General features: G+C 70.7%; 25 protein-coding genes. 11 read left to right on the plus strand and 14 right to left on the minus strand.

Translation table 11 applies throughout. From position 1 onward, the window contains the following. Nucleotides 1-29: 29 nt before the first annotated feature. Both AB0H43_RS23900 and coxB read right to left on the minus strand, forming a co-directional pair. On the minus strand, nucleotides 30-455 hold the full coding sequence (locus tag AB0H43_RS23900) for a cytochrome c oxidase subunit 4 (protein WP_360002489.1): 426 nt from the start codon (nucleotides 453-455) through the stop codon (nucleotides 30-32). A 12-nt stretch (nucleotides 456-467) separates the two neighbouring features. After that, nucleotides 468-1,340 (minus strand): cytochrome c oxidase subunit II, encoded by an 873-nt coding sequence (gene coxB / locus AB0H43_RS23905; RefSeq protein WP_360003127.1) that lies wholly within the window; start codon nucleotides 1,338-1,340, stop codon nucleotides 468-470. A gap of 165 nt (nucleotides 1,341-1,505) precedes the next feature. On the opposite strand from coxB, the gene AB0H43_RS23910 reads away from it, so the two are divergent. Together AB0H43_RS23910 and AB0H43_RS23915 are read left to right on the plus strand one after the other, a co-directional pair. Beyond that, the gene (locus AB0H43_RS23910) at nucleotides 1,506-2,678 is read left to right on the plus strand and encodes an aminotransferase class V-fold PLP-dependent enzyme (RefSeq protein ID WP_360002491.1); all 1,173 of its coding nucleotides are present in this window, start codon (nucleotides 1,506-1,508) and stop codon (nucleotides 2,676-2,678) included. Then, on the plus strand, nucleotides 2,675-2,908 hold the full coding sequence (locus AB0H43_RS23915; protein ID WP_360002492.1) for a sulfurtransferase TusA family protein: 234 nt from the start codon (nucleotides 2,675-2,677) through the stop codon (nucleotides 2,906-2,908). Before AB0H43_RS23910 ends, AB0H43_RS23915 begins: the two co-directional genes overlap by 4 nt. A gap of 87 nt (nucleotides 2,909-2,995) precedes the next feature. Here the strand turns inward: AB0H43_RS23915 and AB0H43_RS23920 are convergent, their stop codons facing one another. The 3 genes from AB0H43_RS23920 to AB0H43_RS23930 form a co-directional block, all read right to left on the minus strand. After that, the gene (locus AB0H43_RS23920) at nucleotides 2,996-3,973 is read right to left on the minus strand and encodes a carbohydrate kinase family protein (RefSeq protein WP_360002494.1); all 978 of its coding nucleotides are present in this window, start codon (nucleotides 3,971-3,973) and stop codon (nucleotides 2,996-2,998) included. A 156-nt stretch (nucleotides 3,974-4,129) separates the two neighbouring features. Further along, nucleotides 4,130-4,489, minus strand: a complete 360-nt coding sequence (erpA, locus tag AB0H43_RS23925) for an iron-sulfur cluster insertion protein ErpA (protein ID WP_360002496.1) — start codon at nucleotides 4,487-4,489, stop codon at nucleotides 4,130-4,132. 43 nt (nucleotides 4,490-4,532) lie between these two features. Beyond that, nucleotides 4,533-4,991 carry a MarR family transcriptional regulator gene (locus tag AB0H43_RS23930; RefSeq protein WP_360002498.1) on the minus strand — a complete coding sequence of 153 codons (459 nt, stop codon included), beginning with the start codon at nucleotides 4,989-4,991 and terminating at the stop codon, nucleotides 4,533-4,535. A gap of 87 nt (nucleotides 4,992-5,078) precedes the next feature. On the opposite strand from AB0H43_RS23930, the gene AB0H43_RS23935 reads away from it, so the two are divergent. Further along, nucleotides 5,079-6,587, plus strand: coding sequence for an MFS transporter (locus AB0H43_RS23935; protein WP_360002500.1), 1,509 nt, complete (start codon nucleotides 5,079-5,081; stop codon nucleotides 6,585-6,587). Here the strand turns inward: AB0H43_RS23935 and AB0H43_RS23940 are convergent. Together AB0H43_RS23940 and AB0H43_RS23945 are read right to left on the minus strand one after the other, a co-directional pair. Next, nucleotides 6,584-7,093 carry a hypothetical protein gene (locus AB0H43_RS23940; protein WP_360002502.1) on the minus strand — a complete coding sequence of 170 codons (510 nt, stop codon included), beginning with the start codon at nucleotides 7,091-7,093 and terminating at the stop codon, nucleotides 6,584-6,586. The two genes, AB0H43_RS23935 and AB0H43_RS23940, sit on opposite strands and share 4 nt — an antisense overlap. Nucleotides 7,094-7,193: 100 nt before the next feature. Then, nucleotides 7,194-8,261: a glycerate kinase gene (locus AB0H43_RS23945; RefSeq protein ID WP_360002504.1), complete on the minus strand. Its 1,068-nt coding sequence runs from the start codon at nucleotides 8,259-8,261 to the stop codon at nucleotides 7,194-7,196. Nucleotides 8,262-8,325: 64 nt separating this feature from the next. On the opposite strand from AB0H43_RS23945, the gene nadA reads away from it, so the two are divergent. From nadA to AB0H43_RS23975, 6 genes are all read left to right on the plus strand, one after another. Next, nucleotides 8,326-9,495, plus strand: a complete 1,170-nt coding sequence (nadA, locus tag AB0H43_RS23950) for a quinolinate synthase NadA (protein ID WP_360002506.1) — start codon at nucleotides 8,326-8,328, stop codon at nucleotides 9,493-9,495. A gap of 430 nt (nucleotides 9,496-9,925) precedes the next feature. Beyond that, nucleotides 9,926-11,272: a UDP-N-acetylglucosamine 1-carboxyvinyltransferase gene (gene murA, locus AB0H43_RS23955; RefSeq protein ID WP_360003129.1), complete on the plus strand. Its 1,347-nt coding sequence runs from the start codon at nucleotides 9,926-9,928 to the stop codon at nucleotides 11,270-11,272. Nucleotides 11,273-11,315: 43 nt separating this feature from the next. Then, complete coding sequence (locus AB0H43_RS23960; RefSeq protein ID WP_360002508.1) at nucleotides 11,316-11,942, plus strand: DUF3043 domain-containing protein; 627 nt, start codon at nucleotides 11,316-11,318, stop codon at nucleotides 11,940-11,942. Nucleotides 11,943-12,009: 67 nt separating this feature from the next. Then, complete coding sequence (locus AB0H43_RS23965) at nucleotides 12,010-12,258, plus strand: helix-turn-helix domain-containing protein (protein ID WP_360002510.1); 249 nt, start codon at nucleotides 12,010-12,012, stop codon at nucleotides 12,256-12,258. 2 nt (nucleotides 12,259-12,260) lie between these two features. Beyond that, on the plus strand, nucleotides 12,261-12,773 hold the full coding sequence (locus AB0H43_RS23970) for a Clp protease N-terminal domain-containing protein (protein ID WP_360002513.1): 513 nt from the start codon (nucleotides 12,261-12,263) through the stop codon (nucleotides 12,771-12,773). Between the two features lie 9 nt (nucleotides 12,774-12,782). Continuing rightward, nucleotides 12,783-13,436 carry a DUF2461 domain-containing protein gene (locus tag AB0H43_RS23975; protein WP_360002514.1) on the plus strand — a complete coding sequence of 218 codons (654 nt, stop codon included), beginning with the start codon at nucleotides 12,783-12,785 and terminating at the stop codon, nucleotides 13,434-13,436. 81 nt (nucleotides 13,437-13,517) lie between these two features. Here AB0H43_RS23975 and AB0H43_RS23980 read toward each other — a convergent pair whose 3' ends face one another. From AB0H43_RS23980 to AB0H43_RS24010, 7 genes are all read right to left on the minus strand, one after another. Next, a complete protein-coding gene (locus AB0H43_RS23980) occupies nucleotides 13,518-14,840 on the minus strand; it encodes an MFS transporter (protein ID WP_360002516.1) in 1,323 nt (440 codons plus the stop codon). Nucleotides 14,841-14,986: 146 nt separating this feature from the next. After that, entirely contained in the window at nucleotides 14,987-15,961 is a 975-nt protein-coding gene (locus AB0H43_RS23985; protein WP_360002518.1) for an ATP-binding cassette domain-containing protein, read from the minus strand. Then, on the minus strand, nucleotides 15,958-16,755 hold the full coding sequence (locus tag AB0H43_RS23990; protein ID WP_360002520.1) for an ABC-2 family transporter protein: 798 nt from the start codon (nucleotides 16,753-16,755) through the stop codon (nucleotides 15,958-15,960). Before AB0H43_RS23990 ends, AB0H43_RS23985 begins: the two co-directional genes overlap by 4 nt. Continuing rightward, complete coding sequence (locus AB0H43_RS23995) at nucleotides 16,748-17,545, minus strand: ABC-2 family transporter protein (protein WP_360002522.1); 798 nt, start codon at nucleotides 17,543-17,545, stop codon at nucleotides 16,748-16,750. Before AB0H43_RS23995 ends, AB0H43_RS23990 begins: the two co-directional genes overlap by 8 nt. Nucleotides 17,546-17,629: 84 nt before the next feature. Next, a complete protein-coding gene (locus AB0H43_RS24000) occupies nucleotides 17,630-18,379 on the minus strand; it encodes a hypothetical protein (RefSeq protein WP_360002525.1) in 750 nt (249 codons plus the stop codon). Nucleotides 18,380-18,397: 18 nt separating this feature from the next. Continuing rightward, a complete protein-coding gene (locus AB0H43_RS24005; RefSeq protein WP_360002527.1) occupies nucleotides 18,398-18,565 on the minus strand; it encodes a hypothetical protein in 168 nt (55 codons plus the stop codon). Nucleotides 18,566-18,597: 32 nt separating this feature from the next. Then, a complete protein-coding gene (locus AB0H43_RS24010) occupies nucleotides 18,598-18,780 on the minus strand; it encodes a hypothetical protein (RefSeq protein ID WP_360002529.1) in 183 nt (60 codons plus the stop codon). Here AB0H43_RS24010 and AB0H43_RS24015 point away from each other — a divergent pair. After that, entirely contained in the window at nucleotides 18,764-20,389 is a 1,626-nt protein-coding gene (locus tag AB0H43_RS24015) for a WG repeat-containing protein (protein ID WP_360002531.1), read from the plus strand. The two genes, AB0H43_RS24010 and AB0H43_RS24015, sit on opposite strands and share 17 nt — an antisense overlap. A 62-nt stretch (nucleotides 20,390-20,451) precedes the next feature. Continuing rightward, nucleotides 20,452-21,447, plus strand: a complete 996-nt coding sequence (locus AB0H43_RS24020; RefSeq protein ID WP_360002533.1) for an aldo/keto reductase family protein — start codon at nucleotides 20,452-20,454, stop codon at nucleotides 21,445-21,447. Nucleotides 21,448-21,503 lie beyond the last annotated feature (56 nt).

Here is a 21,503-nt window from a genome sequence, read left to right on the forward strand (position 1 = left end):
GCCGGGCGGCGCTTTCGTCGGTCAGACCGTCAGTGCTCGGCCGTACGCCGAGTGCCGGTGTAGTACTCGAACAGCATGGCGCAGGCGGCGAAGATGACGCCGATCAGCCCGAGGCCGATCAGCCAGGGCATCCAGAAGACCATGCCGATCCCGGCCAGCGTGGCGAACGCCGCGATGCCGAACGGCCAGTAGCTGCCGGGTGAGAAGAAGCCGATCTCGCCCGCGCCCTCGGCGATCTCGGCGTCGGGCCGGTCCTCCGGGCGCAGGTCGATGCGCCGCGAGACGAACCAGAAGTATCCGCCGCACATCGCGCAGAGCAGCGTCGACATGATCAGGGCCACGGTGCCGACCCAGTCGACGTGGCCCAGCGAGTGGTTGCTCCACCAGGCGTACACCGGCGCGCAGAGCGCCAGGAAGAGTGCGACGCCTCCGAAGATCCGCCATTCAGACTTCATCGTGCGTACTCCTTAGTTGCCCACGTTCACGGGGACCTGCTGCGCGTTCTTCTTGAAGTCGAACGGCGTGGTCGTGGTCGCGTACGGCGCGGATCCGATCGCGGTCAGCGCCTGCGGCGTGGTCTGCCCGGCCTTCTTGGCGTCGAGGAACTTCTGGTAGTCCGCCGGCGAGACCGCCCGGACCTCGAAGTTCATCATCGAGTGGTAGGTACCGCACAGCTCGGCGCAGCGGCCCACGTAGGAGCCGGGCTCGTCGATGGTGACCTCGAAGACGTTCCGGACGTTGCCCGGGAAGACGTCGCGCTTGAAGAGCATCTCCGGAACCCAGAACGAGTGGATGACGTCCTTGCTCGTCTCCTCGATCCGGATCGTCTTGCCCGTCGGCACGACCAGGACCGGGATGTAGTCGCTGGCGCCCGTGGTCGTGGCGACCGTCGTGGCGTTGGCGTCGGTGTCCGGCGCGGTCTTGTAGTTGAACTGCCAGTTCCACTTGAACGCCACGACCTCGACGGTGACGTCGGGGTTCGCCGAAAGCTTGTTCACGTTCGTCTGGATCACCGCGGTGTAGTAGAAGAGCACCGCGATCACCAGGAACGGCAGGACCGAGTAGAGCACCTCGATCGGCAGGTTGAACCGCGTCTGCGTGGGCAGTTCGGTGTCGCCCTTGCGCTTGCGATAGGCGATGATGCACCAGAAGATCAGGCCCCAGACGAAGAAGCCGACCGCGAGCGCCGCGACCACCGACCAGATCCACATCTCGTACATCTGATTGGCCTGCGGCGTCTTGCCGCCCTGCGGCCAGCCGAACCCGCCGAACGGCTTGCCGACGTCGTAGGCATCGCATCCGGTCAGGAATGCCAGAGCTCCCACGGCGAGTGCGCTCAGACCGAGCGCCCGTGACCGACCCTTTGCCACCTAGATCTGCCTCCCTTGCCGCCGCTCCGGGCGTTGACCGGCGGAGCGTCTGTCGACGCGTCGCACACTACTCGACCATGCGTCCCGTTTCGGTCTGGGGGTCGGCGTGTCTGGCGCGGGCAGTAGGTTGAAGACATGTCTGAGCAGGCAAGGCTGGGCGCGTACTTCGATGCCGCGACGGCGTCTCCCCTGCACCCGGCCGCGCGGGAGGCACTGATCGCGTCGCTCGCCGACGGCTGGGCGGACCCGTCACGGCTCTACACGCAGGCTCGCCGGGCCCGCGGGCTGCTCGACGCGGCGCGGGCCGCGACCGCTGAAGTCCTAGGGGTACGCCCAGCGGAGCTGACCTTCACCGGCAGCGGGACGGCCGCAGCGCACCTGGCCGTCCTGGGTGGACTGGCCGGGCGGCGGCGGGCGGGGCGGGTCTTCGTGCATTCGGCGATCGAGCACTCGGCCGTCCTGCACGCCGGAGAGGACCACGTTTCCGCAGGTGGCGAGGCAGTCTCCGTGCCGGTCGACCGATTGGGCCGGCTCGACGAGCAGGCGTGGCGGACAGCGGTCGGCGCCGATGGTGTGGCGTTGGCCGCACTCATCGCCGCCAGTCATGAGGTGGGAACGCTGCAACCGGTCGCCCGCGCCGCCGAGGTCTGCGCTGCTCACGGCGTACCGCTGCTGGTCGACGCGGCCGTGGTCGCGGGCCGGATGCCGCTGCCCACCGGGTGGTCGATGCTGACCGCGAGCGCCCGGAAATGGGGCGGCCCACCCGGGGTCGGCGTCCTCGCCGTACGCACCGGCACGAGGTTCGACCCGCCGCAGTCGGCGCACTGGTCGCAGCCCGAGCGGGCGGCCGGGCACGGGCCGGGCGCGCCGGATCTTCCGGCGATCGTGGCGGCCGCCGCCGCGCTGCGCGCCGTGTCGAACGAGGCGGCCGCGGAGGCGGCGCGGCAGAGCGCGCTGGTGGATCGCATCCGGGAACGGGTCCTCGCGACCATCCCGGACGTCGAGGTCGTCGGCGACCCGGTCGACCGGGCGCCGCACCTCGTCACCTTCTCCTGCCTCTACGTCGACGGCGAGTCGTTGCTGCGGGAGCTGGACCGCCGGGGGTACGCGGTCTCCTCAGGCTCCTCCTGCACCTCTTCGACGCTGGAGCCGAGTCACGTCCTGGTCGCCATGGGCGCGTTGTCTCACGGCAACATCCGGATCTCCCTGCATCGGGAGGCGACCGGGGACCACGTGGACCGGTTCCTCGCCGACCTGCCCGGGATCGTCGCCCGGCTACGCGAGGAGGCGGGGGTGACCGGACTGTGAACGCCACCGTCCCTCCGGCGTACGAGCTGGACTGTCTGGGGCAGCGCTGTCCGCTGCCGGTGATCGCCTTGGCCAAACGGTTGCCCGGCGTGGCCGTCGGCGAGGTGATCCGCGTACTGGCCGACGACCCGGCGGCTGCCCTCGACATCCCCGCGTGGTGCCGCTTGCGAGGACAGGAATTCGTTGGGTCTCCGGCGCAATACACCTTCGACGTGCGCCGAAGCAGTTAGCCGCAACCTGAAAGGGCGCTGGATCAGGGTTCTCGGTCGAATCTTGGGTCAAGATTCGACCTGGAACCCTGATCCAGCGCCGGAAAACTACGCCGGGAGGTGGGGCCGGACCTCGGCGGCCGCCTCGTCGCCGTAGGACTCGGCGAGCCGCTTGGCGAACATGTCCGAGCGGACCTCGTACTCCTGGGTACCGACGGTCTCCAGGACCAGAGTGGCCAGCAGCGCGCCGACCTGGGCCGCACGCTCGAGGCCGAGCCCCCAGGAGAGGGCGGCGAAGAAGCCGGCCCGGAAGCCGTCGCCCACCCCCGTCGGGTCGTACGCGTGGATCTCCCGCGCGACGGGAACGTGGATGCGCGCCATGTCCCGGCCGGTGATCTCGACGCCGTTCTTGCCGAGCGTGGTGACCCGCACCTTCACGCGGTCCAGCACCTGGTCGCCGGTGAGGCCGCTCTTCTGCTCCAGCAGCGACTTCTCGTACTCGTTGGTGAGGAGGAACTCGGCGCCCTCGATGAGCTGGAGGACGTCCTCACCGCCCATGCGCGCCAGCTGCTGGGACGGGTCGGCGGCGAAGCGGAAGCCCCGCTCCCGGCACTCCTGCGAGTGACGAATCATCGCGTCGGGGTCGTTCGCGCCGACCAGCACCAGGTCGATGCCGCCGAGCCGGTCGGCGACGGGGGCCAGCTCGATGTTGCGCGCTTCGCTCATCGCGCCCGCGTAGAACGAGGCCACCTGGCACAGATCCTCATCGGTCGTGCAGACGAAGCGCGCGGTGTGCGCCACCTCGCTGATGTGCACCGAGCCGCAGTCGACGCCGTGCCGCTCCAGCCACGAGCGGTAGTCGGCGAAGTCGGCGCCGACCGCGCCCACCAGCGTCGGGCTCAGGCCGAGCTGACCCATGCCGAAGGCGATGTTGGCCGCCACTCCGCCGCGCCGGACGACCAGGTCGTCGACCAGGAACGACAGCGACACCTTGTCGAGCTGGTCGGCGATGAGCTGGTCGGCGAAGCGACCCGGAAAGTGCATCAGGTGATCGGTGGCGATCGAGCCGGTGACGGCGATCTTCATTGGCTGCCCTCGATAGGTCGGCGGACGTGAGCGGCCGGGGGACACCGCATGGCGTGCCCGGCGCCGGGCCAGCCTACCGGCAACGGAAAGGAAAACGGCCGCCACGTCGCCAAGACGACGTGGCGGCCGAATTCACCGCACGATGGAAGGGGTGGCTCAGTGGAACGAGTCACCGCACGCGCACGAGCCCTGCGCGTTGGGGTTGTCGATGGTGAAACCCTGGGCGTCGATCCGGTCGGCGAAGTCGATCGTGGCGCCCGAGAGGTACGGCGCGCTCATCCGGTCGACGACGACCTCGACCCCGTCGAAGTCGGCGATGACGTCGCCGTCGAGCTGACGCTCGTCGAAGAAGAGCTGGTAGCGCAGGCCGGAGCAGCCACCGGGCTGCACGGCGACGCGCAACCGCAGGTCGTCGCGACCCTCCTGCTCGAGCAGCGCCTTGACCTTGCCGGCGGCGACGTCGGTGAGGAGGATGCCGGTCGCGGTCTCCTGCGACTGGGTGGTAGGACTGGTCACGAGTGCTCCCTGATCTGTTGCGATCGTCGTCTCAAAGCCAACGCTAGCTCGCCGGCGACGATTCCTGGTCGGCGACCCGGCCGTGGGGTGCTAAATCACGGCCGAAATCCTCGAGCGTCTCCGCCAGCACCGCTCGCTGCGTCGGGCAGGCCTGCCGCCAGCGCTCGCGCCCGGTGTCGGTGATGTGCACGAAGACACCCCGGCGGTCGGTGGCGCACGACTGGCGCAGCACCAGACCCTCCCGTTCCAGCCGGTCGACCGCGCGGGACAGCGCGCTCTGGCTGAGGTGGACCTCCTCGGCAAGCTCCTGCATGCGGGCCGCGCCGGGGCACTCCCGCGCCTCGGCCAGCCGGTCGAGGATCTCGAACTCGCTCATGCCGAGCCCGTGCTTGTCGTGCAGGGCCTTGTCGAGCTGACACGAGGTCGACGCGAACAGGCGCGCCAGATCACGCCACTGCCGGACGTGCGGTGGCGCCTCCCGTTGCACGATCTCGAGGCTCACGAGGCCGAATCCTAGCATGCGCCTGCACAACATGCGAAAGCATTTTATGTTTGCGCATTCAATGCGGCTGCATGTAAGTTACCCCGCATGATCGTCACCGAGTCATCGGCAGAAGCGAAGAACAAGCGCGGCCGGCACGCAGGTGTGCCTGGTCCAGTCCCTGATACCCAGCCCGGCGCCCGGTGGACCCCCCAGCTCTGGGGCACCCTGCTGGTCCTCTGCACCGTCCTGTTCCTCGACGGCCTCGACGTCTCGATGGTCGGCGTGGCCCTCCCCGCCATCCAGTCCGACCTCGGCCTGTCCACCGCGTCGTTGCAGTGGATCGTCAGCGGCTACGTCCTGGGCTACGGCGGCCTGCTGCTGCTCGGCGGGCGTACGGCGGATCTGCTCGGCCGGCGCCGGGCGTTGCTCGTGGCGCTCGCGGTCTTCGCGGCGGCGTCCCTGCTGGGCGCGCTCGTCGACGACGGCGGACTGCTCATCGCCACCCGGTTCATCAAGGGGCTGGCCGCGGCGTTCACCGCACCGGCCGGGCTGTCCATCCTCACGACCACGTTCCCGGAGGGCCCCGTACGCAATCGCGCCCTCGGCATCTACACCGTCTTCGGCGCGAGCGGCTTCTCGTCGGGCCTGATCCTGGGCGGCCTGCTCACCGAGATCAACTGGCGGGCGACCTTCCTCCTGCCCGCTCCCCTGGCGCTGATCGCGCTGGCGGCCGGCCTCAAGCTGATTCCCCGCACCAGTGAGCGCGCCGCCGGCGGGCACGACATCCTGGGCGCCGTCACTTCGACAGCCGCGTTGCTACTGACCGTGTTCACCGTGGTGAACGCACCTGCCGTCGGCTGGGGCTCGGTGCGTACGCTCGGCTCGTTCGCGGTCGCCGTCCTGCTGTTCGCGACGTTCATCACCGTCGAGCGCCGGATCAAGCACCCGTTGGTGCGGCTGGGCATCTTCCGGAATCGCACCCTCGTCCGGGCCAACATCGCGGCGGTCACGGTCGCCGGGGCGTACATCAGCTTCCAGTTCGTGCTCGGGCTGTTCCTGCAGGCCGTCCTCGGCTGGTCGCCGCTCCAGATGGCGCTGGCCCTCCTGCCGGCCGGGCTCATGGTCGCCTCGTCCGGTTCGCTGATGGGCCGGCTGATCACCCGCTACGGCACCGGCCGGTTGATCGCGGGCGGCATGGGCGCGTTCGTGCTCGCGTACGCCTTGTTCATCGGCGTCGACGCCACGTCGTCCTACTGGCGGATGCTGCCGACGGTGCTCCTGCTGGGCGTCGGGTTCGCCCTCGCCTTCTCCTCGATGAACGTGCAGGCCACCAACGGCGTGGCCGACGAGGAGCAGGGCCTGGCCTCCGGCCTGGTGCAGACCTCGTTCCAGGTGGGCGGCGCCCTGGTCCTCGCCGTCACCACGGCGATCGTGGGCAATGAGGCGATCCAGCCCGGCCGGGTGCCGTCGGCCTTCGGCCCGGCCATCGCCGTGATCACCGCCGTCACCCTCGCCGGACTGCTCGTGGCGCTGCTCGGCGTACGCCACCGGGCGAAGCCGGAACCTTCGGTCGAGGAAGTCGCCGCCGAGAAGGCGCTGGAACCGGTCTTCTAGTAGCAGTCCTGGTTCTTGACCTGCACCGCCAGCTGGACGACCCGGCCGCCGTACACCTCGATGAGGTAGACGGCGGCCGGGTTGCCCGGCACCGCTGTCTGACCCCGGCCGTCCCGCTCCGCACCGCCGGCCGGCTTCCACTCCGGGTACGCCTTGTGCAGCTGTCCGTAGGAGGCGCCGACCCCGACGCCTTCCGGAGTGCCGACACCGGCGTATCCGAAGATGGCCGCGAGCCCGAGTTTCCTCGAGAAGTACAGCCGCCCCTCGGTTCCGTTCGAGGCGGCCCCCTTCAGGTACGCGTACCGGCCGCAGGCGCCGGTGGCCGAACCTGCCGGGTCGCTGATCAGCCCGGTGGCCTTGGCCTGGTCCGGGGTCATCCCCAGCGTCAGCTCCCCGTACCCGGCCGGGCCGAGCGTCACCGCCGTGGCGACGGACGAGGAGGTCAGGGCGGGCCCGGCCGCCGGAGTACAGGCGGCCAGCGGCAAGACGGTCAGGAGCAGACACACCACACGACGAGACACCTTCATGACGAACCCCCGTTCGAAATGTTTCGATGGAGAAGACGTCACTCGCCGCGCCCGGGTTGCCGACGGCTTTCCGACTGCGCTATTCCCCTGCCAGGCGCGTCGCGGCCGCCCGCACACAGCCCCGCGCGTCGCCCAATGCCCGCTCCAGGCCGAACTCCTCGGACAAGGACAGCGCACGCGTCACCCCGGCCGCGCGCCAGGCCGCCGGCTCCGCGGTGACTCGGCCGGCGATGACCACGACTGGTACGCCGAGAGCAGCGCCCGCCCCGGCGACCCCGTCGATGACCTTTCCGTGCAGGGACTGATCGTCGAACGAGCCTTCGCCGGTGATCACCAGGTCGGCTTGGCGAAGCTCGTCGTCGAGGCCGATGGCGTCCCGGACGAGCTGGATGCCGGAGGTGAGCCGCCCGCCGAGGGCCAGGATGGCCGCGCCCAGTCCCCCGGCCGCCCCGGCGCCCGGCGTCTCGGCGATGCCTTCGGGCAGCACACTCGCGACCCGGATCAGGGCCGCCTCCAATTCCTCGACCGCCGCCGGATCGGCGCCCTTCTGCGGGCCGAAGACATGGCTGGCCCCTCGGGCGCCGGTGAGCGGATTGTCGACGTCGGTCGCCCCGATCAGCTCGATGCCGTCCAACGTCGCGGTTCCCGCTTCGACGCCCTGCCCGTTTCCCGCGTACGCCGCCAGTGCTTCCGGCCGGCCGAATCCGGCGAGGACGCGTACGCCCGCGTCGTTGGTGGCGCTGCCGCCCAGTCCGATGACGATCCGGCGGACGCCGTGGACCTCGGTCGCCGCCGTGAGCAGCGCCAGCAGGCCCGCCGAGCGGGCGCGTCGGGGATCCCGTTCGGCCGGGCTCAGATGGTGCAGCCCGCACGCGTGCGCGCTCTCCACATATGCCGTCTCCCCGACGACCAGGATCTCTCCGGTCACCGGGCGGCCGAGCGGATCGGTCGTCGGCACCGGAAAGCGCTTTCCTTCTGGGTGCGCCGCCGCGAGGACGTCCACGAAACCGGGACCGCCGTCGGCCAGCGGACGCAGCACGAGTTCGTCGTCCGGGCGTACCGACCGCCAGCCGTCGGCCACCGCTTCGGCGGCGTCGGGCGCGCTCAGGGTCCCGGCGAACTTGTCGGGGCAGATCAGCAGACGCATGTGCGGTGCCTATCACATCGCGCGGACCTCTGTCACACCCCGCGCCGCGTGGGACGATTGCGCTGTGACGACCACATGGGTTGAACCGAGCAACACCGCCACCGCGCTTCTCCTGCTCGGCCGGGGCAGCGATCCTGCCTCCGAGCGTGGCGTGGAGTGCCCCGGCGAGCTGCCCCCCGCGAGCGACCCCGACCTGGTCGCGCGGGCCGAGGCGGCCAAGGCCGCGCTGGGCGACCGGGTCTTCGTCCTCGGCCACCACTACCAGCGCGACGAGGTCATCCAGTTCGCCGACGTGACCGGCGACTCGTTCAAGCTCGCCCGCGAGGCCGCCGCCCGGCCCGACGCGGAGTTCATCGTCTTCTGCGGCGTGCACTTCATGGCCGAGTCCGCCGACATCCTCACCACCGACGCGCAGAAGGTCGTGCTGCCCGACCTCGCCGCCGGGTGCTCGATGGCCGACATGGCCGTGCTGAGCCAGGTCGAGAAGTGCTGGGACCTGCTGCAGGACCTGGGCATCTCCGAGTCGGTCGTGCCGGTGACCTACATGAACTCGTCGGCCGACATCAAGGGTTTCGTCGGCCGCAACGGTGGCGTCGTCTGCACCTCCTCCAATGCCAAGCGCGCCCTCGACTGGGCGTACGAGCAGGGCGAGAAGGTGCTCTTCCTGCCGGACCAGCACCTCGGGCGCAACACCGCCGTCCTCGAAATGGGCTACAGCCTCGACGACTGCGTCCTCTACGACCCGCACAAGCCGAACGGCGGGCTCACCGAGCAGCAGATCCGGGACGCCAAGATGATCCTGTGGCGCGGGCACTGTTCGGTGCACGGCCGGTTCACCCTCGACTCCGTCGAGGACGTGCGCGAGCGCGTACCGGGAGTCAACGTGCTGGTGCACCCTGAGTGCCGCCACGAGGTCGTGACGAACGCCGACTACGTGGGCTCGACCGAGTACATCATCAAGACCATCGAGGCCGCGCCGGCCGGCTCCGCCTGGGCCGTCGGCACCGAGTTGAACCTCGTCCGGCGGCTCGCGCTGGCCCACCCGGACAAGCAGATCATGTTCCTGGACAAGGCGGTCTGCTACTGCTCGACGATGAACCGCATCGACCTGCCCCACCTCGTCTGGGCGCTGGAGGAGCTGGTCGCGGGCCGGGTGCCCAACCAGATCACGGTCGACCCGGAGACCGCGCACAACGCCCGGGTCGCCCTCGACCAGATGCTCGCCCTCCCCTAAACCGCCCACCTTGCCGTTGATCATGGAGTTAACTGTCGTGTCGGGACCGGAAACTCCATGATCGACGGGCGACGCTTTTCGCCGCCTGTCCGCAATAGACATGAGGCGGATCGAACGATTCCGACTGCGCGCGCAGGGAACATCGGCGGTTCGGAAAAGGCGCTCGTCAATGTTTCGCCCGCGCCATCTGAACTGCGGTAATCGGCCGACTCCGGGCTGTCACCGAATCGAGGATCGGCAAGGTCCACTCTGGACCGGAGACGGCCGGGAGAATGCCGAAAGGGACACGGCGCGCAACATTGTCGTTCCAGTGCGTGATCAGTGATTCCGGCTATTCCCGAATCGGCGTGACTCCTCTGACGCCGACCGATTCCGGGAGTATGCTTCGGCGGTTCGTACGCCCGACCAACTCTTCGCGCCCATGGAGGTCGTGTTGTCTGACCTGCTCGTCGTGACCGGTGGCACTCCCCTGACCGGCGAAGTCCGGGTCCGGGGCGCGAAGAACCTCGTCTCCAAGGCGATGGTGGCCGCGGTGCTCGGCCACACGCCCAGCCGCATGTTCGACGTCCCCCGCATCCGCGACGTCGAGATCGTCCGGGGTCTGCTGGAGTTGCACGGCGTACGCGTCACCGACGGCGACCTCGACGGCGAGCTGATCTTCGACCCGTCGAACGTCGAGCGGGCCGGCATCGACGAGATCAACGTGCACGCCGGGTCGAGCCGGATCCCGATCCTGCTCTGCGGCCCGCTGCTGCATCGGCTCGGCCACGCGTTCATCCCCGACCTGGGCGGCTGCCACATCGGCCCGCGCCCGATCGACTTCCACCTCGAGGCGCTGCGGCAGTTCGGCGCGATCGTCGACAAGACGCCGGAGGGGCTGCACCTGTCCGCGCCGAACGGACTTCACGGCATCAAGTTCACCCTCGACTACCCGTCTGTCGGGGCGACCGAGCAGATCCTGCTCACCGCCGTCCTCGCGGAGGGCGTGACCGAGCTGGCCAACGCCGCCGTCGAGCCCGAGATCGTCGACCTGATCTGCGTCCTGCAGAAGATGGGCGCGATCATCAAGGTGCACACCAACCGCGTGATCGAGATCGAGGGCGTACCGCGGCTGACCGGGTTCAGCCACCGGCCGATCCCGGACCGGATCGAGGCGGCCAGCTGGGCCTCGGCCGCGCTGGCGACCAAGGGCGACATCCTCGTCCGGGGCGCGCGGCAGGCCGACATGATGACCTACCTCAACGTCTTCCGGTCCATCGGCGGCAGCTACGAGGTCGACGACGACCCGGTCGCCGGGGGCATCCGGTTCTGGCACCCCGGCGGCGACCTCCGGCCGGTGGTCATCGAGACCGACGTCCACCCCGGGTTCATGACCGACTGGCAGCAGCCCCTGGTCGTGGCGCTCACCCAGGCCAACGGCCTGTCGGTGGTGCACGAGACGGTCTACGAGAACCGGTTCGGCTACACCAACGCCCTCAATCAGATGGGCGCCACGATCCAGGTCTACGGCGAGTGCCTCGGCGGCGCCGCCTGCCGCTTCGGCCGCCGTGGCTTCCGTCACTCGGCGGTCATCGCCGGCCCGGCCAAGCTGCACGCCCACGACCTGGTCATCCCGGACCTGCGGGCCGGGTTCAGCCACCTGATCGCCGCGCTCGCCGCCGAGGGGACCTCCCGGGTCCACGGCGTCGACTTGATCAACCGGGGCTACGAGGACTTCGAGGCGAAGCTGGCCGGCCTGGGCGCGCGGGCCGAGCGTCCAGTGACCCAGGCGGCATGACGGGCGGCGGGAAAGTCCCGTCCCCGTCGGCTACTCTTGTCGCGTGTCTACGCTCTTCCGCCGCAAATCCGCCGACTCCCCGACCGAATCAGCCGAGGAGTCGGTCACCTCGGTGACCGTTGAGGAGTCTCCGGAGGAGGCGAGTTCGAAGGCGTACACGCCGGGCAAGGGCAAGGCCACCCCGAAGCGCACCGACGGCCGCCGCAAGCCGGAACCGCCGCCCGCCAACAAGCGCGAGGCGTACAAGCGGATGAAGGACAAGCAGCGTGCCGAGCGGTCCGAGGCGATGGCCGGCATGAAGGCGGGTGACGAGCGGTACCTGATGCCCCGGGACAAGGGCCCGGAGCGGCAGCTGGTCCGCGACATCGTCGACTCGCGGCGGACGATCGGCACCTGGTTCTTCGGCAGCGCCTTCGTCGTGCTGCTCGGCACCGGCACCGGCAACCCGGCCTTCGTCATGTACGCCCAGCTCGTCTGGTTCGCGATCGCCTTCGCGACGCTGGTCGACACCATCCTGATCTGCCGCAAGGTGAACCGCCTCGTCCGCGAGCGCTTCCCCAAACCGGGGGTCTCGATGCGGACGCTCTACTTCTACGCGTTCATGCGCGCGATCACCTTCCGGCGGCTGCGGATGCCGCAGGCCCGGAAGAAGTTCGGCGAAGCGATCTGACGCGAGAACAAAGCCCGCCTGAGTGCGGGCTTTGTTTTCGTCCGCCGTGTCAACTAGAGTTGACAGCATGAGCGAGACTGATCGCGCAGCCACCGAACGGCTGACCGCGGCGGCGAGCAGCCCGGACCCGGCCGTCGGCCTACGCGCGGTACGCGCACTGCGCGAACTGGCCGAGCGGCTCGAAGCCGTCCAGGTGCGGCACGCCCGCAACCTCGGCTGGACCTGGCAGGAGATCGCCGCCCAGCTCGGGGTGACCCGGCAGGCGGTGCACAAGAAGTTCGGCGGCGGCCGAGGACTGTTCGGGAAGGAGAAATAGCGATGCCGTTCCAGAGGTTCCACACCGACGCCCGGCAGGCCGTCGTCCACGCCCAGGAGGCCGCCCGGCAGCTCGGCGCCGGCCAGGTCGGGCCGGAGCATCTCCTGCTCGGCCTCCTCGACTCCCCCGACGGGGTCGCCCGGCGCATCCTCGCCCGGCACGGACTCACCCGGCTCTCGGCGTACGAGATGATTCGACGAAACGGCCTGGACGCGCAGGCGCTGGCCGCCATCGGCATCGACCTCGCGGTCGTGCGCGACAAGCTGGAGGAGGCCTTCGGGCCGGGCGCGCTGGACGGACCGGGACCGGTACGCGGCCGGCTGGGCTTCGCCCCGGCGGCCAAGAAGGTGCTGGAGCTGAGCCTGCGCGAGGCGATCCGGCTCAAGCACGACCACATCAGCGACGGCCACCTGCTGCTGGCGCTGATCCGCGAAGGCGGCACCGCGGTGGACGTCCTGCGATCGGCGAGCATCGACCCCGAGGCCTTGCGCGACGAAGTCGTCGCCGCTCTCTAGGCTGGCGAGATGGGGTTCGATGGCTTCCCGGACGAGGCACTGGTCTTCTACGAGGGACTCCTCGCGGACAACTCGAAGACCTACTGGACCGAGCACAAGGACGTCTACGAGCGTGCGATCAAGGCGCCCATGAGCGCGCTGATCGAGGAGCTGGGCGACTCATGGGGCGCCGCCAAAGTATTCCGGCCGTATCGGGACACTCGCTTCTCCGCGGACAAGTCACCCTACAAGACCCACCAGGGCGCGTTCTGCGAAATCCTCGACGGCATCGGATACTACGTGCAGATCGACGCCGACGGGCTCACCACCGGCGCCGGATTCCACGCGCACACCCGCGAGCAGACCGCGCGCTACCGGGCCGCCGTCGACTCCCCCGCCACCGGCCCCGAACTGGCCACGCTCGTCGCATCCCTGGTGGACAGCGACTTCGAGCTGGCCGGAGACAAGATCAAAACACGACCCCGCGGAGTGCCGGCCGACCACCCGCGCCTCGCGCTGATGCGGCACGAATCACTGGTCGCCCTCCGCCACCACGAACCCACGGCGTCTCTGCACACGGCCGCATCGGCCACCGTCGTACGCGGAGACTGGCAGGCCCTGAACCCGCTGGTCGAATGGGTGGCTACCCACGTCGGCGCGTTCACCGCGCCACCCCGCCGCTGACCTCGTCTCCACACACGCGTCACGGGTAAGCCCCGCGCGTTATCCCGGATAACGCCGTCTCGATCACTGTGCGAGCCGGCGTTATCCGGGATGACGCGAAGTCTCCCGCGCCCGCGGGCGCCCGTGGGACGTCGCGAAGGAAGCGGGAGCGACGCCCGCGGAAGCGGGAGCGACGCGCGCGGCGGAGCCGGGAGCGGATGCGCCAGCGGGAGCGGGGCGCAGGGCGGGCGCGAGCAGCCGCCGGGAGGCGGCGGCGAGCGCCAGCCCGGCGAGCGTGGCGAAGGCGGGCACGGCGAAAGCACCGGAGTATCCGTGCGCGTCGGCGAGGCGGCCCGCGACGGCGGCTCCGGCGGCGACTCCGGCTACGACGCCGGAGGCGACCAGCGTCATCACCGCCGACGCCCGCCGGGCTGGTCCGATCGCGCTGGCGAGGGCGTTGACGGCGATGAGGTAGGGCGCGCTGACGACGCCGAGCACGGCCATCGCCACCAGGACGCCGGCCAGCGACGTCCCGAGCACTGCGAGTGCGATCGCGCCACCGGCGAGGGCCACGGCGGAGGTGGCGTACCGGAAGATCGGCCCCCACCGGGCGGGCAGCCAGGCGGTGGCGACTCCGGCGGCCGCGCTGCCGACGCCGAGGACCGCGTAGATCAGTCCGGCCGCGCCGGGCAGGCCTGTTTCCTCCGCGTACGCCGTCACGCCGGTCTGGGTGGCGCCGAACAGGACGCCGATGACGGCCATCGCCGCGACCAGCAACGACACCGCGCCGATCGGGAGGCGGTCGCGGTGATGGAACGCCGCGGCGACGCGTACCGGTGGGGCTGTCGGGTGCAGCGCGAACGGGACGGCGGCGACCAGCAGGAGCACCGCCGCGATGATCAGCGGCAGTCCGCTCGGTCCGGCCAGCGCGATGATCCCGACCAGCGCCGGACCGGCCATATAGGACAGTTCGTCGGCGGCGCCTTCGTAGGAGAACGCCGTGGGCAGCGTCCGGGTGCGTGCCGGGTCACGGAACAAGGCCGCCCACCTGACGCGTACCAGCGGACCCACCTGGGGATTCGCGAAGCCCGCGAGCGCGGCGACCAGGGCGACCACGACGGGGGCCGCGCCGGAGGTGACCGCGAGCACGATCGCGGTCAGGGCGACCGCGTCGACGACCGCGGCCGTGACCCCGATCGGCCGCTGGCCGTGCCGGTCGGCCAAGGCGCCGACGACCGGGCCGCCCACCGCCGCGCCCAGCCCGAAGGCAGCGGCCACCGCTCCGGCGACGGCGAAGCTGCCGGTCGAGGCGGCGACGAGGGTGACCACGCCCAGCGGGCCCATCGCCGCGGGCAGCCGGGCGAAGAACGCGGTGACGAGGAAGAACGGTCCGGTGGTCTGGACGAGCGCACGATAGCGAGACAAGCAGGGACTCCAACGTAAGAGGTGCGCGCACCGTCCCACCCAACCGGTACGCCCCTTACGGCCCTGTACATCGTGCTCAAGGTCGGGGACGGCGCCGTCCCACACGGAGAACCAGCACGCCCCTTACGGCCCTGAACTCGGCAAGGCTACCCGACGGACGAGGGTGACGGGGAGGTGTAGAGGCGGGAGATCACATCCTCGATTTCGGGCTCGGCGATCGTGACGTCACGCAGGCCGCCGACCGCGACCAGCCGGGCCAGCAGGTCGCCGACCTCGGCCGTGCTTTCGAGGGCGAATTCGAGCCGGGCGCCTTCCACTCGTTCCAGGGTGACGCCGGGCACCTCGATCGAGAGCCCCGTCACGGGCGCCGAGAAGTCGACGGTCACCCGGCGGCGGGAGCCGTAGCGGGCGTGCAGCTCGGTCAGCGAGCCGTCGTGGACGACCCGGCCGTGGTCGATGACCACGATGCGTTTGCAGAGCCGTTCGATGTCCGCGAGGTCGTGCGTGGTGAGGACGATCGTCGTGTCGCCCCGGGCGCCGAGCTCCGCGAGGAACTGCCGGACCGCCTGCTTGCTCAGCACGTCCAGGCCGATGGTCGGCTCGTCGAGGAAGATCACCTGCGGCTGGTGCAGGAGCGCGGCCGTCAGCTCGCCGCGCATCCGCTGCCCGAGCGACAGCTGCCGGACCGGGGTGTCGAGAAAGGCGTCCAAGTCCAGCAGGTCCCGGCAACGCCGCAAGGCCGCCTCGTGATCACCCGGTGGTACGCGATAGACGTGGCGCAGCAACGCGAAGGACTCGCGCAGCGGGAGGTCCCACTGGAGTGCCGAGCGTTGGCCGAAGACGACGCCGATCCGCGCGGCGAGCCGCCGCCGCTGCGGCACCGGGGTGAGGCCGCAGACGCTCAGCTCACCGGCGGTCGGGGTGAGTACGCCGGTCAGCATCTTCAGCGTCGTGGACTTCCCCGCGCCGTTGGGGCCGAGGTAGCCGAGCAGTTCGCCGCGGTCGACCGTCAGATCGACCCCGTCGACCGCGCGTACCTCGGTGGACTCCCGGCGGAACCGGCCGGTCTTCTTGCGGACGGTGAAGTGCTTGCGCAGGTCGCGAACCTTGATGACAGTCATGATCCCGTGCTCCTGTAATGCCGCACCCCGGTACGCCAGATGAGCGCCGCGACGGCGGCGGCGAGCGGACCGGCCAGCGGGGCGACCCAGCCGGTCCAGGCCGGCAGCCCGACCGGGTCCGGCTGTCCCAACAGGGCCAACGCCGGATAGTACGAGATGAACCCGAGTCCGAGGACGAACCCGAAGAGCCGCCGGAACCACGCCCCGTAGATCGACATCGGATACGAGGTGAAGTCCCGGCCGCCGTAGGTGACGATGTTGCCCAGCTCGCCCGACTCGATCCACCAGAACGCCACGGTCGCCGTGGCGACGAAGAGCGAGGCGAAGAAGAGCGCCCCGGACACGATCGCGATCAGCAGCAGGAGCGCTTTCGGCACCGTCCAGGCGACGTGGGCGAGGTGGAGCGCGACCGCGAGGATGACGGCCGCGTAGACGATCCGGCTCAGCCGCCGGATGCTGAAGTCCACCGCCAGCAACTGCCCCAGTACGCCCAACGGCCGGACCAGGACGGTGTCGAGCGTCCCGGTCCGGACGTAGACGCGGATGCGCTCGATGTTGCCGACGGCCAGATCGGCCACGGAGAAGGCGACCGCGGTGACGGCGAACATCAGCAGCACCTGCGGACGGGTGAAGCCCCCGAGGTCGTCGGTGACCCGGAACATGATCAGCATCGCGATGAGGTCGGCGGAGAGCACGACGAGATTGCCCGCCATGTCCAGCCAGAACGAGACCCGGTAGGACGCCTGGCTGCGTACCTGGGCGGCGGCGAGCGCGAAGTAGGGCCGGTCAGCCACCCTGCACCACCAGCTTCCGCTCGGCTCGGCGCTGGACGAGTTCACACGCCCAGAGGAGGAGTGCGGCCCAGACCAGTTGCAGGCCCACGATCACGAGCGGGCCGGGCCGGCCGGCGTACTCGGAGAGGACGTCGAGCGGGGCTTGGAGCAGGGAGGGGAAGGGCGTCGCCAGCCACAGCGCCCACATCAGCGGCGCGGGCAGGAAGTGCAGCGGGAAGAACAGCCCGCCGAGCAGGCCGGAGCAGAACAGCCAGAGCATCATCGGCCCGCGGTTGTCGAGCAGCCAGTACGCGCACGCGTTGACGAGGAAGCGGCAGGAGAAGCAGACGACGACGGAGAGCACGATCGACAGCAGCCCGAGCGGATAGGTCCAGAGGTGCCGCGGAGCGGCGAGCCCGAAGACGAGGCTCGCCACGACGAGCGGCGGGGCGAACCGGATGAGCATCGCCAGCCCGGCCCGGCCCAGATCCTGGGCGAGGTAGGTGGTCAGCGGCCGCTGTGGGCGTAACAGGTCCATCACGACGTCCCCGCTGCGGATGCGGTCGGCCAGCTCGGTCCAGCCCCAGAGCTGCACGACGCCGATCAGGCCCTGCCCAAGCCAGACGAAGGTGAGCAGTTGCTCGGTGGAGTAGCCGGCCGCCGCGCCCGTTCCGGCAGCCACCGCGAGCAGGACGTATGACCGCAGGAACCCGAACATCGTGTTGGTCGCCAGGGAGGCGAGGGCGGCCTGCCGGTAGGTCGCGTAACGACGGAAGCCGATCGCGGCTAATGCCCCGAATCGTCCCACCACTTCGGAGAAGTTTCGGAAAGGTACCCGAGCCACAGTGGCGGTGACATTCGGCACGCCGTACCCTCCCGTTGCAACCGCATCTTCTCAGCCGGCCGGGGTGACCCTATCGTCGGCGGGGAACGGCGGGACAGCCGTTTTCGCCGGGGCACCGGCGACCCGATCTTCACGAGGTGTGGCGTGACCATCGAGCGCACCAACGACCGGCCCGGGTCGGACGTCCCAGCTTGGGCTGGCACGCCGACCTCGCCCTGGTCCAAGGTGCCCGCTCAGCGTCAGCCCGCCGACGACCACGCCGACGCGCCGCCGCGCGGCCAGGCTACGCCGCCCGGGCCGTTCCCGCCCCGGCCGACCGGCGTGGCCCAGCCGCAGTTCGGGCCGAACGGCCAGCCGCTGCCGCCGGGGGCCAACGGTCACCCGCACCACCCCGGCCAGCCCCAGCACCCCGGTCACCCGCAGCACCCCGGCGCCGGCTACGCCCAGCCCGGCTACGGTCCGCCGCCCGGCCAGTTCCCGCCCGGCCAGTTCCCGCCAGGGCAGTTCCCGGCGAACGGCCCGCAGGGACCGCACGGGCAGCCGGCGCAGGGCCCGGGTCAGCCCGGTCAGCAGTACGGGCCGCCCGGCCAGGTCTACGGGCAGCCGGGGCACCCGCAGCCGCCGCACGGCCAGCCATCGCACGGCCCGCAATTCGGCCCGCCCGGTCAGGGCTACGGCCCGCCCGGTCCAGGCCAGCAACCCGGTCAAGGCCCGCAGGGCCAGCAGCCAGGTCAGAGCCCGCAGGGCCCACAGCACGGTCAAGGCCCGCAGGGCCAGCAGCCCGGCCAAGGCCCGCAGCATGGCCAGGGCCAGCCCGGTCTAGGCCAGCCCGGTCAAGGCCAGCCCGGCTTCGGCCAGCACGGCGCGCTGCCAGGCCAGGGCCAGCCGGGCCAGGGCCAGCCCGGACACGGCCAACCCGGACCGCAAGGCGGGCAGTACGGTCCGCCGTCCGGCCAGGTCTACGGCCAGCCCGGCCGTAGCGCGCACGGCTCCGCCGCCGTACCGCAGGCGCCCGCGCCTCAGGCTCCGCAGGCCGCCGCCGCGCCACCCATGGCCGCTCCGCTCAGTGCGCCACCGGCGGGCAGTGTTCCGGTGAGCGCCGCGCCGGTCAGCGCGGTTCCCCCGGTGAGCGCCGCGCCCGCGAGCGCCGTTCCGGCCAGTGCGGCGCCCGTGAGTGCCGCTCCGGTGAGCGCCGCGCCCACCAGCGCCGCGCCCGCGAGCGGCGTACCGGTGAGCGCCGCGCCGGTCGATCAGGAGACCTCGGACGCGCCGGTCTCGCCGGCCGCGGTGGCCACACCCGACACGGTGCTTCCGGTCGCGGCCAGCGCGAGCGGCGCGGCTCCGGCCCTGTCCGCGCCTACGATGTTGCATCCCCTGGTACGCCCGAAGACGCTGGCCGACGTCACGGCGGCCGAGGAGCAGGCCGCCGAGGTCGAGCCGAAGCCGGCCGAGGAGGCGAGCGAGGAACTCGACGCGGTCGAGGACGCGACGGCCGAGGAGAAGACGCCGGACCCCGAGCAGGAGCTGGCCGCGATCGAGTGGCGGTTCCACCACGACACGCTGCGGGAACTCGTCGACGACCCGGATCTGCTGCGGGAGATCCGGGATCGGCTGACGACCAAGCTCACCCCGGCGACCGACAACGCCGTACGTGCCCGGCTGCTGAGCCTGCGGGCGGTGGTCTCCCGGATTCTCGGCGATCTGAGCAAGGCGCTGTCGGACGCCAAGATGGCGCTGATGCACGCCGAGGCGACCGGTCAGCTGCGCCGGATCGCGATCGCGCAGGCCCGGCTGGCGCACGTGTTGCAGTGGCGGGGCGACTTCGCCGACGCCGACCAGTTGTTCGCTGAGGCCAACTCGCCGGAGCTGCCCGACCGGCTGCGCGCGACGATGCACGAGCACGCCGGGAAGTCCTGCTACGACCAGGGCCGCTACATCGAGGCCTGCAACCACTTCGAGAAGGCGCTTGAGCTGCGCAAGGTCGAGGACCCGGAGCTGATGGCCCGGACCGAGATCGCCCTCGACGCCGTCTTCCGCAAGGTCGCCGAGAACGGGTGGGGCCCCTATCCGCGTACGCGGGACGAGATCCTGCGGGTGCACAAGCCGCCGGTGCCGCAGTTCGACGACAAGAAGCAGTGCTGGGGTTACGTCGACCCGTCCGGCACCACCGGGATCTCGCCGGCGTTCGCCGACGTCCAGCCGTTCCGCGACGGGGTCGCCTGGGTACGCCGCCCGGAGTCGGAGACCTGGGAGCTCATCGACGAGGCCGGGCTGCGCCTGATCGACGCGCAGGCGGGCTGGCTCGGGGTGGGCTCGTTCAACGAGGGCCTGGCCTGGGTGTCGCGGGACGGTCACAGTGGCTGGGTGGCGATCGACAAGAAGAACCGGATCGTGATCCCCGGTGGCTTCGACGACGTCCGTCCCTTCCGCCGGGGTGTCGCCGCGGTACGCCGGGGCGGCTGGGGCGCGGTCGACAAGACCGGCAAGGTTGTGGTGCCGACGCAGTTCGCGGCGTTCGCCACCGCGCTCACCGACGGCCGCTACGTCGACGGCTTCACCGACGAGGGCCTCGCGATCGTGGACAACGGCGGCCGCAAGGGCGTCGTCGACAAGACCGGCAAGATGGTCGTCCCGCCGGTGCACCCGGCCCTGGTCATCCATCCGGTCGCGTTCCTCGTCGCCAGCCCGCAGGGCAAGTGGGGCGCGCTCGACCGGCGTGGCCGGCCGCTGATCGACATGGAGCTGGGCAGCCGGATCGCCGTCATCGAGGAGATCGACCGGCTGCTTGCCGACACCAAACCGGTGCTCTGACCGCCCTCCTGACGCCTCACCCGATAGGTTCGCTGGTGGCCGACCCCGATAGGGTCGGTGGCATGGAGTTCCGTCATCTCGGCCGCTCTGGCCTGCTCGTCAGTGAAATCTCCTACGGCAACTGGATCACGCACGGCTCGCAGGTCGAGGAGGAGGCCGCGCGGGCGTGCGTACGCGAAGCGCTGGACCTCGGCATCACGACCTTCGACACCGCCGACGTGTACGCCGGGACCCGCGCCGAGGAGGTGCTGGGCCGGGCGCTCAAGGGCGAGCGCCGGGCGGGGCTGGAGATCTTCACCAAGGTCTACTGGCCGACCGGGCCGGGCCGCAACGACCGTGGCCTGTCCCGTAAGCACGTCATGGAGTCGATCGACGGGTCGCTGCGCCGGCTGCAGACCGACTACGTCGACCTCTATCAGGCGCACCGCTTCGACTACAGCACTCCGCTGGAGGAGACGATGGTGGCGTTCGCCGACATCGTCCACGCGGGCAAGGCCCACTACATCGGCGTCTCGGAGTGGACCGCCGAGCAGATCCGGCAGGCGCACGCGCTCGCGACCGAGCTGCGCATTCCGCTGGTCTCCTCGCAGCCGCAGTACTCCATGCTGTGGCGGGTCATCGAGGCCGAGGTCGTCCCCACCTCCGAGGAGCTGGGGCTGGGCCAGATCGTCTGGTCGCCGATGGCGCAGGGCGTCCTGACCGGCAAGTACCTGCCGGGGCAGCCGCCGCCCGCCGGGTCCCGCGCGACCGACGAGGCGAATTCGCACTTCATCCAGAAGTGGCTCGCCGACGACGTGCTCACCCGGGTACAGCAGCTCAAGCCGATCGCGGCGCAGGCCGACCTCACCCTCGCCCAGCTCGCCGTGGCCTGGGTGCTGCAGAACCCGAACGTCTCCAGCGCGATCGTCGGCGCGACCCGGCCCGAGCAGCTCCGGGACACCGTCAAGGCGTCCGGCGTGAAGCTCGGCGCGGATCTGCTCAAGGCGATCGACGAGGTGCTGGAGCCGGTCGTCGAGCGCGACCCGGCCCAGACGCAGTCGCCGGCCCAGCGCCCCTAAGCGCTCGCTGGATCAGGGTTCTCGGTCGAATCTTGCTTCAAGATTCGACCGAGAAC

Origin of the sequence: Hamadaea sp. NPDC050747 (assembly GCF_040654195.1) — a bacterium.
GTDB lineage: Bacteria > Actinomycetota > Actinomycetes > Mycobacteriales > Micromonosporaceae > Hamadaea.